General features: G+C 50.0%; 9 protein-coding genes. 7 read left to right on the top strand and 2 right to left on the bottom strand.

Annotation, left to right across the window (positions count from 1 at the left end; all coding sequences use genetic code 11):
* From BZG79_RS06450 to sucD, 5 genes are all read left to right on the top strand, one after another.
* Positions 1 to 632 (top strand): succinate dehydrogenase iron-sulfur subunit (locus BZG79_RS06450; RefSeq protein WP_108743242.1); only part of this gene is annotated, 632 nt, incomplete at its 5' end.
* Positions 633 to 747: 115 nt separating this feature from the next.
* Positions 748 to 3,558 carry a 2-oxoglutarate dehydrogenase E1 component gene (gene sucA / locus BZG79_RS06455; RefSeq protein ID WP_077773999.1) on the top strand — a complete coding sequence of 937 codons (2,811 nt, stop codon included), beginning with the start codon at positions 748 to 750 and terminating at the stop codon, positions 3,556 to 3,558.
* A 28-nt stretch (positions 3,559 to 3,586) separates the two neighbouring features.
* On the top strand, positions 3,587 to 4,798 hold the full coding sequence (odhB, locus tag BZG79_RS06460; RefSeq protein WP_021022454.1) for a 2-oxoglutarate dehydrogenase complex dihydrolipoyllysine-residue succinyltransferase: 1,212 nt from the start codon (positions 3,587 to 3,589) through the stop codon (positions 4,796 to 4,798).
* Positions 4,799 to 4,910: 112 nt separating this feature from the next.
* The gene (sucC, locus tag BZG79_RS06465) at positions 4,911 to 6,077 is read left to right on the top strand and encodes an ADP-forming succinate--CoA ligase subunit beta (protein ID WP_077460170.1); all 1,167 of its coding nucleotides are present in this window, start codon (positions 4,911 to 4,913) and stop codon (positions 6,075 to 6,077) included.
* Positions 6,078 to 6,079: 2 nt separating this feature from the next.
* Complete coding sequence (gene sucD / locus BZG79_RS06470) at positions 6,080 to 6,952, top strand: succinate--CoA ligase subunit alpha (RefSeq protein ID WP_077774000.1); 873 nt, start codon at positions 6,080 to 6,082, stop codon at positions 6,950 to 6,952.
* Positions 6,953 to 7,173: 221 nt separating this feature from the next.
* Here the strand turns inward: sucD and znuB are convergent, their stop codons facing one another.
* Together znuB and znuC are read right to left on the bottom strand one after the other, a co-directional pair.
* Positions 7,174 to 7,965 (bottom strand): zinc ABC transporter permease subunit ZnuB, encoded by a 792-nt coding sequence (gene znuB, locus BZG79_RS06475; RefSeq protein WP_077460171.1) that lies wholly within the window; start codon positions 7,963 to 7,965, stop codon positions 7,174 to 7,176.
* Positions 7,958 to 8,722 (bottom strand): zinc ABC transporter ATP-binding protein ZnuC, encoded by a 765-nt coding sequence (gene znuC, locus BZG79_RS06480; protein ID WP_077575868.1) that lies wholly within the window; start codon positions 8,720 to 8,722, stop codon positions 7,958 to 7,960. The genes znuB and znuC overlap by 8 nt, the downstream gene beginning before the upstream one ends.
* A gap of 81 nt (positions 8,723 to 8,803) precedes the next feature.
* Between znuC and znuA the strand changes: the two genes are divergently transcribed.
* Together znuA and mepM are read left to right on the top strand one after the other, a co-directional pair.
* On the top strand, positions 8,804 to 9,697 hold the full coding sequence (znuA, locus tag BZG79_RS06485) for a zinc ABC transporter substrate-binding protein ZnuA (protein ID WP_077668842.1): 894 nt from the start codon (positions 8,804 to 8,806) through the stop codon (positions 9,695 to 9,697).
* Positions 9,681 to 11,018 (top strand): murein DD-endopeptidase MepM, encoded by a 1,338-nt coding sequence (mepM, locus tag BZG79_RS06490; RefSeq protein ID WP_077774001.1) that lies wholly within the window; start codon positions 9,681 to 9,683, stop codon positions 11,016 to 11,018. Before znuA ends, mepM begins: the two co-directional genes overlap by 17 nt.
* The last annotated feature ends 261 nt before the right edge of the window (positions 11,019 to 11,279 follow it).

Raw genomic sequence — 11,279 nt, forward strand, 5'->3', positions numbered from 1 at the left:
TCCCTGAAGGGTCAGATATGATGCTTTTGGATGCGCTGTTTCAACTCAAAGAGCAGGATCCAACCCTGTCATTCCGTCGCTCGTGTCGAGAGGGAGTCTGTGGCTCTGACGGTGTCAATATGAACGGTAAAAATGGGCTGGCATGCATCACGCCTTTATCCTCGCTAATGGATAAGTCGGAGATTGTTATTCGTCCGTTGCCTGGTTTGCCCGTAGTGCGTGATCTTATTATCGATATGGGCCAGTTCTATGAGAACTACGAGCGCGTCAAACCTTATTTGATCAACGATGAGACACCACCGTCGCGTGAGAACCTTCAAGCGCCGGAAGATAGAGCAGAGCTTGATGGTTTGTATGAGTGCATCATGTGCGCTTGCTGTAGTACGGCGTGCCCATCGTTTTGGTGGAACCCTGACAAGTTCGTCGGCCCTGCAGGCCTTCTTGCTGCCTATCGCTGGCTAGCAGATAGCCGTGATACGGCAACTGAAGAACGGTTATCTGATCTAGACGACGCTTTTAGTGTCTTCCGTTGCCACGGAATAATGAACTGTGTCAGTGTATGTCCAAAAGGGCTTAATCCAACCAAGGCAATTGGGCACATTAAGTCAATGCTGATTCAGCGCGGCGTTTAAAACGCTGAACCAATAACGTAGATAAAAAATGCCCCGTTCTAGGACGGGGCTTAATAACAGGTAACCCGGCTTAGAACCGGTGTTTGGATAAATAACTAGTGGTTAAGGGATAACAATGCAAAATGGCGTGATGAAGGCTTGGTTAGAGTCTTCTCATTTGGCTGGCGCCAATGCAACGTACGTAGAAGATCTCTACGAAATGTACCTCAGTGACCCGGAGTTAGTTGATCAAGAATGGAGAGCGGTCTTTGACCAGCTACCAGTGGTGAGTGATACCGCGGTAGAACAACCCCACTCTCGAGTTCGCGATTACTTTCGACGCTTAGCTACCGATACATCGCGTGCAAGTGCTTCAGTCAATGATCCAGATGTAGACGCGAAACAAGTCAAAGTTCTTCAACTGATCAATGCGTTCCGTTTCCGTGGCCATCAACAGGCCAGTTTAGACCCCCTCGGATTATGGAAACGTAAACCTGTCCCCGATTTGTCACCTGACTTCCATTCTCTTAACGAGCAGGATTTTAACGAGACCTTTAATGTCGGCTCATTTGCAATTGGCAAAGACAATATGCAATTAGGTGAGTTGTATGACGCACTGCAAAAGACCTATTGCGGGTCAATTGGTGCTGAGTACATGCACATTACAGATACCGAAGAAAAGCGTTGGATTCAAAGCCGCCTCGAATCAGTTGTGGGACAGCCACAATTTAGCGAGGAAGAGAAGCTCACCTTTTTGGAAGAGCTAACGGCAGCAGAAGGCCTTGAACGGTATTTGGGGGCTAAATTCCCTGGGGCAAAACGTTTCTCGCTTGAAGGGGGCGACTCGCTCATTCCTATGCTCAAAGAGCTTATTCGCCATGCGGGGAGTAAAGGTGGGCGTGAAGTGGTTGTTGGGATGGCTCACCGTGGTCGACTCAATGTCTTAGTCAATGTGCTAGGTAAAAAGCCGTCAGAGTTATTTGATGAGTTCGCAGGGAAACAAGATGAAAGTTGGGGAACCGGTGATGTGAAATATCATCAGGGGTTCTCATCTGACTTTGCGACCCCGGGTGGTGACGTTCATCTTGCTTTAGCGTTCAACCCGTCACACCTTGAAATTGTTAATCCAGTGGTCATGGGCTCCGTGCGTGCGCGTCAAGACCGACTCGAAGACAGCACAGGCTCAAGCGTATTGCCGATCACCATTCATGGCGATGCGTCGATTGCGGGACAAGGCGTGGTGCAAGAGACCTTTAATATGTCTCAAGCGCGGGGCTTCCAAGTGGGCGGCACGGTGCGGATTGTGGTGAACAATCAGATTGGTTTTACAACCTCAAATCCGGCAGATTCTCGCTCAACCCAGTACTGCACCGATATCGCGAAAATGGTTCAGGCGCCGATCTTCCACGTCAATGCCGACGATCCCGAAGCGGTTGCATTTGTATCGCGTTTAGCGCTTGATTTTCGTAATGAGTTTCAACGCGACGTGGTCATTGATTTGGTCTGTTATCGTCGTCATGGCCATAACGAAGCGGATGAACCGAATGCCACGCAGCCGATGATGTACCAGAAGATCAAAAAACATCCGACGCCGCGCAAACTCTATGCGGATGTGCTTGATCAACAAGGCATTGCCAACCTAGAAAAAGCGACCGAATTGATCAACGAATACCGTGATCTGTTGGATAGCGGTGAATGCGTAGTGAAAGAGTGGCGCCCAATGGTGTTGCACTCGGTCGACTGGACCCCTTATCTCGGCCACGACTGGACGGTTGAGTGGGCGAACAAATTCGATGCCAAACGGCTGAGAGAGCTTGGTAACCGTATCTGTCAATTGCCAGATAGCCATACGCTACACAGCCGAGTCGGTAAGCTTTACAAAGATCGTAAAGCAATGATTGATGGTGAAAAACCTGTTGACTGGGGTATGGCCGAGACATTGGCCTATGCCACGCTGGTGGACGACGGCAAGCGTGTTCGTATTACGGGCCAAGATACTGGTCGTGGTACTTTCTTCCATCGTCACGCGGTGTTACATAACCAAGGCGATGGCAGTACCTATGTCCCCCTTGCCAATATCCATAATAAGCAAGGGCCGTTCGAAATTTATGACTCTGTGTTGTCTGAAGCGGCCGTCGTGGCATTTGAGTATGGCTATGCGACCGCAGAGCCGGGTGGCTTAACGGTATGGGAAGCGCAATTTGGCGATTTTGGTAATGGCGCGCAAGTTGTGATTGACCAGTTCATCAGCTCTGGCGAGCAGAAATGGCGCCGGATGTGTGGTTTAACCATGTTGCTCCCTCACGGTTATGAAGGGCAGGGCCCTGAGCACTCTTCCGCGCGCTTAGAGCGGTATTTGCAATTATGTGCCGAGCAAAATATGCAGGTCGTGGTGCCCTCGAGCCCCGCTCAGGTTTATCATATGCTACGCCGTCAAGTTGTTCGCCCGATGCGTCGACCATTGGTGGTTATGTCACCTAAATCCTTGCTACGCCATCCGCTTTGTGTATCCAGCCTAGACGATCTGACAGAGGGCGATTTCCAACCCGCTATCGGTGAAATGGATGATCTGGATCCAAGCAAGGTGAAACGGGTAGTTATGTGTGCCGGTAAGGTCTATTACGATTTGCTGAAAGCACGCCGCGAGCAAGAAATCGATGACGTAGCCATTGTTCGTATCGAGCAACTTTATCCGTTCCCGCTTGAGGCGGTGAAAGAAGTGATTGCGCCTTACGGCAATGCAAAAGACTTTGTATGGTGTCAAGAAGAGCCACAAAACCAAGGGGCTTGGTACAGCAGCCAGCACAACTTCCGTGCAGCTTTACCGGATGGTGCCACACTCAGCTACGCTGGGCGTGCCGCCTCGGCATCGCCAGCGGTAGGTTATATGTCTGTACACCAGAAACAACAAAAAGCGTTAGTACAAGACGCTCTGACCCTAAAGTAAGAACTAGAACATTAAGGATAAATACGATATGACAATCGAAATTCTGGTTCCCGATTTACCCGAATCTGTGGCTGACGCAACGATTGCCACATGGCATAAACAGCCAGGTGACTCGGTAACCCGTGACGAAGTACTGGTTGATATTGAAACAGATAAGGTCGTGCTAGAAGTTCCCGCTCCTGCAGATGGGGTACTGGAATCTATCATTGAAGATGAAGGGTCAACCGTGCTGGGGAAACAAGCGATCGCCAAGCTGAAAGAAGGGGCTGTCGCGGGTGAACCAACCAAAGATGTGCCCGCTGAATCAGAGGCATCACCGGATAAGCGCCACACTGCGTCACTAGAAGAAGAGAGCAATGACTCACTGAGCCCTGCCGTCCGTCGCTTATTGGCTGAACATGATCTTTCTTCGGATGCGGTGAAAGGCACGGGTGTAGGCGGACGCATTACCCGAGAAGATGTGGAAGCGCACCTGAAGAAGCAGCCCGCGCAAAGCAGTGAGCAGAAAGCGGCGACCCAAGATGTGCCGCCAGTGGCAGAGCGAGGCGAGAAGCGTGTGCCGATGACGCGTTTGCGTAAGCGCGTGGCAGAACGTCTGCTCGAAGCAAAAAACAGCACCGCGATGCTAACTACATTTAACGAAGTGAACATGAAGCCAATTATGGAACTGCGTAAGCAGTACCGTGATTCGTTTGAAAAGCGTCATGATATTCGCCTTGGTTTCATGTCTTTTTACGTCAAAGCGGTCGTTGAAGCCCTTAAACGTTATCCAGAAGTGAATGCGTCAATAGATGGTGATGAGATTGTGTATCACAACTATTTTGACGTCAGCATGGCGGTTTCTACCCCGCGTGGTCTGGTAACGCCTGTACTGCGCGACTGCGATAAACTAGGTTTTGCCGATATCGAAAAAGGTATTCGTGACTTAGCCATAAAGGGGCGTGACGGCAAGTTGACCGTTGATGAACTCACCGGAGGCAACTTTACCCTGACCAATGGCGGTGTGTTCGGCTCATTAATGTCAACGCCGATCATTAACCCACCTCAAGCTGCCATTCTTGGCATGCATAAAATTCAAGATCGCCCAATGGCGGTAGATGGCAAGGTTGAAATCTTGCCGATGATGTACCTTGCGCTTTCCTATGATCACCGTCTTATTGACGGTCGTGAGTCGGTTGGTTTCTTGGTCACCATCAAAGAGCTCCTTGAAGACCCAACACGTCTGCTCCTAGACGTTTAATGGTGTTATCGACCTCTTTTTGAGGGAAATAAACCGTTTTGAAGGGGACGGAGGTCCCCTTCTTTGGAAAGCATAAAGATACAATAATGGACACTAACACGGATAGAACATCATGAATCTGCACGAATATCAGTCAAAGCAGCTGTTCGCTGAATATGGTCTACCAGTTTCAGAGGGCTATGCCTGCGATACACCACAAGAAGCTGCTGAAGCAGCCGATAAAATTGGCGGCAACAAATGGGTTGTGAAATGCCAAGTTCACGCCGGTGGCCGCGGAAAAGCGGGCGGGGTGAAACTCGCGAACTCAAAAGAAGAAATCCGCGAATTTGCACAGAAATGGCTGGGTAAAAACCTAGTGACATTTCAAACGGACGAGAATGGCCAACCAGTCAGCAAAATTTTGGTTGAGTCTTGCACCGATATCGCTAAAGAGCTTTACCTGGGTGCCGTGGTCGACCGTGGCTCGCGTCGCGTTGTTTTCATGGCATCCACCGAAGGCGGTGTTGAAATAGAAAAAGTCGCCGAAGAAACGCCAGAGCTGATTCACAAAGCATCGATTGATCCTTTGGTTGGCCCACAACCTTACCAGGGTCGCCAACTGGCATTTAAACTTGGCTTAGAAGGTGAGCAAATCAAGCAGTTCACTAAGATCTTTGTCGGGATTGGTCAACTGTTCTTGGATAAAGATGTTGCCTTGGTTGAGGTAAACCCGCTGGTGATTACTGAACAAGGCGATTTGCATTGCTTGGATGCAAAGCTAGCGATTGACAGTAATGCGGTATATCGTCAGCCGAAGGTGCGTGCGATGCACGACCCGAGTCAAGACGATGAGCGCGAAGCGCATGCGGCACAGTGGGAGCTGAACTATGTTGCGCTAGACGGCAACATTGGTTGTATGGTGAATGGTGCTGGCTTGGCAATGGGGACCATGGACATTGTTAACTTGCACGGTGGCAGCCCTGCCAACTTCCTCGATGTGGGAGGCGGTGCGACAAAAGAGCGTGTGACAGAAGCCTTTAAAATCATTCTGTCTGATAGCAACGTAAAGGCGGTATTGGTGAACATCTTTGGCGGCATTGTGCGCTGTGATCTGATTGCAGATGGCATTATTGGTGCGGTTGAAGAAGTCGGCGTTAAAGTGCCTGTTGTGGTTCGCCTTGAGGGGAATAACGCAGACTTAGGCGCCAAAAAACTGGCCGATAGTGGTTTGAACATCATTGCGGCAACATCGCTAACCGAAGCCGCACAGAAAGTCGTTGCTGCCGCGGAGGGTAAATAACAATGTCAGTGCTGATCAATAAAGAAACCAAAGTTATCTGCCAAGGATTTACGGGCGGTCAAGGAACCTTCCATTCCGAGCAGGCGATTGAATATGGAACCCAAATGGTCGGTGGCATATCACCGGGCAAAGGCGGCACGACTCACCTCGGCCTTCCGGTCTTTAATACCGTGGCAGACGCGGTTGAAGCGACCGGCGCCACTGCCTCGGTCATTTATGTGCCAGCGCCTTTTTGTAAAGATGCCATTTTAGAAGCGATTGACGCCGGGATTGAGCTGATCGTCTGTATTACCGAAGGTATTCCAACGCTGGATATGCTGGAAGTGAAAGTGAAACTGGATCAAGCAGGGGTGCGAATGATCGGCCCTAACTGCCCCGGTGTGATTACCCCCGATGAGTCTAAGATTGGCATTATGCCAGGACATATCCATCAGTCGGGTAAGGTAGGCATTGTTTCACGCTCAGGCACCTTGACTTATGAAGCGGTAAAACAAACAACCGATGAAGGCTTTGGCCAATCAACGTGCGTTGGAATTGGTGGTGATCCGATTCCAGGCTCAAACTTTATCGACATCCTCGCGATGTTCGAAAAGGATCCTGCCACCGAAGCAATTGTAATGATTGGTGAAATCGGTGGTACCGCCGAAGAAGAAGCCGCCGCGTACATTAAAGCGAATGTTACCAAGCCGGTTGTGGCTTATATTGCTGGTGTGACTGCGCCTCCAGGCAAACGTATGGGCCATGCGGGTGCAATCATTTCTGGTGGTAAAGGTACCGCAGACGATAAATTTGCGGCCTTGGAAGCGGCAGGCGTGACAACAGTGAAAAGCTTGGCCGATATTGGCAAAGCACTACGTGAAAAAACCAACTGGTAATGTAATTTTCCAGTCACGCAAAGCCCAGAGCCGCTCATGTGAGCGGCTTTTGTCGTTTCAGGGAAGACGTTAAGGCGTTAGCAAAGGCCTGCGCGTTTTCACAGCATAAACGTGTTTAACGTTTAGACTCGTTCAGACTATGATCGTCTTCAAGCTATGATCGTATTCAGGCTATGATTGCACTCAGAGCATCATCGCATTCAGGCCGTGGTCGCAGATACTCAGGTAACGGCGCGAGAGGGGACCAGCTGCGTGAGCATAAATACACTGGCTGCAGCAACCACTACTGACGGCCCTGCGGGCGTATCATAAAACCAGGATCCAGCCATACCCAGCATCACGGCGAACATACCAATCAGGCTAGCAAAAGCAGCCATTTGCTCTGGCGTAGACGCCAGTCGGCGGGCTGTTGCAGCGGGAATGATCAGCATGGATGTAATAATCAGCGCGCCAACAAACTTCATCGCCAATGCGATCACTAAACCAATCAATAGCATCAATAAAAGCCGCAGTTTTTCGACCGCTATCCCTTCGACTTTAGCCAGCTCTTCACTGACGGTCATCGATAGAAGTTGTTCCCAATAATATCCTAGTACAGCAAGCGTAAAGCAGGCGCCGACCGCGAGCCAGGTAAGGTCAGCAAATGAAACCGCCAGCAGATCGCCAAACAAATAGGCCATCAAATCAACCCGCATGTTGTCTAAAAAGCTGACCGCCACTAAGCCCAAAGACAGGGCGCTGTGTGCCAATATCCCAAGTAAGGTATCGGTAGAAACCAGATGTTGGCGTTGCAGACCAACCAACAAGATCGCGAGAAGCAAACACGTCACCACCAGCGCGAGATTTAAGTCAATTTGGAGCAAAAACCCAAGCGCGAGCCCAAGTAATGAAGCGTGTGCTAAGGTATCGCCGAAATAGGCCATCCGACGCCAGACCACAAAAGAGCCTAATGGCCCAGCAATGGCAGCGATAAGTAGGCCACCCATAATAGGGGCAAGAAGGAACTCAATCATGGTGGTGCTCTTGGTGATCACAGCTTACAGGCTGGCCTGCAAGGTCATGTTGGTGATGATGGTGGTGATGATATAACGCCAGTTGTTCACTGGTTTGACGACCAAACATCGCGACATAGGATGGATGCTGAGATATGGCGTCGGGTGCGCCAGAGCAGCACACATGGTGTTGAAGGCAAATGACGTCATCGGTCTTGGCCATGACTAAATGCAAATCGTGTGACACCATTAATACCGCGCATTTTAGTGTATCGCGCAGGTGCGCGATGAGGCTATACATTTCTAATTGGCCGCTGACATCGACCCCTTGCACCGGTTCATCTAACACCAGCACATCCGGCTGTTTTAAGATCGCACGCGCCAAAAGAACACGTTGTGTTTCACCGCCCGAAAGCGTGTGCATATTGGCGTATTGCAATGATTCTGCGTTGACGGTTTTCAACGCGTGATCAATTTGGGAATTGGTATAGCGTGTTCCTAGGCGAATAAATCGGTCAACCGTCAAAGGCAGTGTCTGGTTAAGCTGAAGTTTTTGTGGCACATAGCCTATCTTCACCCCTTTAGCGACGTGAACCATACCCGCTGCGGGCTTCACTAAACCAATTAATGCTTTGACTAAGGTTGATTTCCCCGCGCCATTTGGACCAATGAGCGTGGTAATCTGTCCTCGTTTTAATTGCATAGAGACCTTGTCCAGCACATTTCGGCCGTTATAGGTCACCGTCACCGCGTCAAGCGAGACTAGCGAATTTGTCATAGTGAAAAAAAGCATTGTGAATTGGAATTGTTATAATATAACATTTCTGCCCGTCGAGAAAACAAAAGAATGAGAGGAATGATGACAGCTCGTATTATTGGTGGACTTTTTGCGCTATTGCTGGTGATGCCGGCTCACGCGATCACGGTGATGACAACCATTAAACCGCTTCAGCTTATTACGGCAGGACTCATTGCCGATGATGATCGTTTAGACGTGCTGCTACCTCCTGGCGCATCACCGCATGGCTACGCCCTGAAACCTTCGGATATTCGCGCGTTGAATCAAGCCGATATCACCCTATGGGTCGGGCCCGAACTCGAACTGTTTCTCGATAAGTTATTAGCCGATAAGCCCTCGGTGCTGACGCTATCTCAGATCGAGGGGATGCCACTGCGTGATTTTGACGGCGCCCATGATCATCATGGCCATGATCACGGTGAACATAACATCGACCCTCATCTGTGGTTGGGGCCAGACACCGCAAGGGTAGCCGCGCAAGCGATTACCGCGGCTTTAATTGAGGCGGCGCCGGATAAAGCGGCGATCTATCGGGCTAACCTTAACCGTTTTAATACCCAGCTAACCCAAACCGTCGCGGATATTGAAGATGAGTTATCCACGCATATGCAGTCAGGCTACTTTGTCTTTCATGATGCCTATGGCTACTTTGAAACGGCCTTTGGCCTCGAGAAAACCGGCCATTTTACCGTGGATCCAAGCCAAAAACCGGGCGCTAAGACGTTAGTAACCATTCGCCGAGGATTGCTTAATCATGATGCGACCTGTATCTTCACTGAGCCGCAGTTTAATCCTGCACTGATTGATGCTGTGACCCGACATAATGACGTCAATGTCCTCGAACTCGATCCATTGGCGACGTCAATTCAGGTAACGCCTGATGCTTATCAGGTGTTTTTAAAAGATATGGGAAATCGTTTCGCACGTTGTTTAAAGCATGAAACTACTCACTAACTGGTTAGCTGCTACGGCTCGGCTACCACGCCAGCACAAGCTAGCACTCGCATCATTATCTCTTTTAGTTGGCGCTGCCTTGATGTGGCAGCCCCATCCTTTTTCCTCTTCACGTGATCGCCAACCGATACCTATCCCGAACGATACGCAAAATATCACCTCCGTCGAGCACAGTGAGCCTATCGAACAGGGTCTGGATGCCGATGATCCTGCACTTCGCGTACCGGAAGATGCATTAGAAAAAGACATCACCTCGGAAGCACCGCGCACCCACCAACACACGGTGGCTGCCGGCGATACGTTGGGAGGTATTTTTTCCCAATACGGACTTCCGATCAGCCAGCTTTATCAAATGCTTGATGAAAATGATCGCGTGGGTGACATCCGTCGTGGTCAAAACATGGAGTGGCAGGTCGATGAACAAGGACGGTTATTAACGTTCACCCTGTACCAATCGCTCAAATACCGGGATCAGTATCGTTTTGAGCAGGGGAAGGTAGCGTATGCGCGTTTAGAAACCAAAGGGGATCGTGAAAAAGTCACCGTGATTGGTCGTGTCAACAGCAGTTTCTACCAACAAGCTCGCCAAGCGGGGCTAACTCCTAGTCAAATTCAAAACCTGGTTTCGGCRTTACAATGGCGGTTTGACTTTGGACGCCAATCGCGTCGAGGCGATCAGTTTGCGATTCAGGTGGATAAAGAGTTTATTGACAATAAACCGGTCTCATCTGGAGATATATCCGCCATGCTCTATCGAGCGGGAGATCGTGATATCTTCATTTATCGACATACGGATAGCCGTTTTTATGATGAGCAAGGGCAAAGCTTAGATCGTGCCCTGCGCCGCATCCCTACGGCGAAACGCTACCGGATTAGCTCATCGTTTGATCCTCACCGCAAGCATCCCATTACGGGGCGTATCTCTCCGCATAACGGGACCGACTTTGCTACCCCCGTTGGGACGTCGGTGCTAGCGGCAGGTGATGGCGTGGTGGTGAAAGCGCGAAAACATCCGTTAGCAGGAAACTATGTTGTCATCAAACATGGTCGTGAATACTCAACCCGTTATCTCCATTTACACCGGATTTTGGTGAAACCTGGCGACCACGTATCAATGGGACAACGGATTGCGCTCAGTGGCAACACGGGGCGCTCGACCGGCCCACACCTGCATTTTGAGTTATTAAAGTACGGTCACCCTGTGAATGCCATGAAAGTGCCGTTGCCCGAAGCTCATCCCGTGCCGAGTCAGGAGAGAGGTGAGTTTCAGCGTCAAGCARAACATGCGCAGCAAGCATTGGAGCAGCGTCTTAATGGGTAATAAATATTAAAAATGTGAGGCCTTGCTCACATTTGGGGAGACAGGGTTTTCTTTTGTAGTGACTAGCAGGACACTACAAGGCTGAACCCTGCAAACCTGTCTCGTATTTTATACATGAAACGCCAATGTCTTTGTTTTTTATGGTTGGCTCTTGTTCTCCTTTGTCTGCCTTTGCATGCGCACGAACCACTACAAACGTCATTTCAATCTTATCCGGGGCTCAGTGCGCTTGGTGATGTGCGTGATGTCGCGGTCCAACCC

Origin of the sequence: Salinivibrio sp. MA427, from assembly GCF_001996115.1 — a bacterium.
GTDB classification, from domain to species: domain Bacteria; phylum Pseudomonadota; class Gammaproteobacteria; order Enterobacterales; family Vibrionaceae; genus Salinivibrio; species Salinivibrio costicola.

What these genes read in the sequence shown, in the direction of transcription:
- sucA (WP_077773999.1), top strand. Translation starts at nt 748, where the DNA reads ATGCAAAATGGCGTGATGAAGGCTTGGTTAGAGTCTTCTCATTTGGCT.
- odhB (WP_021022454.1), top strand. Translation starts at nt 3,587, where the DNA reads ATGACAATCGAAATTCTGGTTCCCGATTTACCCGAATCTGTGGCTGAC.
- sucC (WP_077460170.1), top strand. Translation starts at nt 4,911, where the DNA reads ATGAATCTGCACGAATATCAGTCAAAGCAGCTGTTCGCTGAATATGGT.
- sucD (WP_077774000.1), top strand. Translation starts at nt 6,080, where the DNA reads ATGTCAGTGCTGATCAATAAAGAAACCAAAGTTATCTGCCAAGGATTT.
- znuB (WP_077460171.1), bottom strand. Translation starts at nt 7,965, where the DNA reads ATGATTGAGTTCCTTCTTGCCCCTATTATGGGTGGCCTACTTATCGCT.
- znuC (WP_077575868.1), bottom strand. Translation starts at nt 8,722, where the DNA reads ATGACAAATTCGCTAGTCTCGCTTGACGCGGTGACGGTGACCTATAAC.
- znuA (WP_077668842.1), top strand. Translation starts at nt 8,804, where the DNA reads ATGACAGCTCGTATTATTGGTGGACTTTTTGCGCTATTGCTGGTGATG.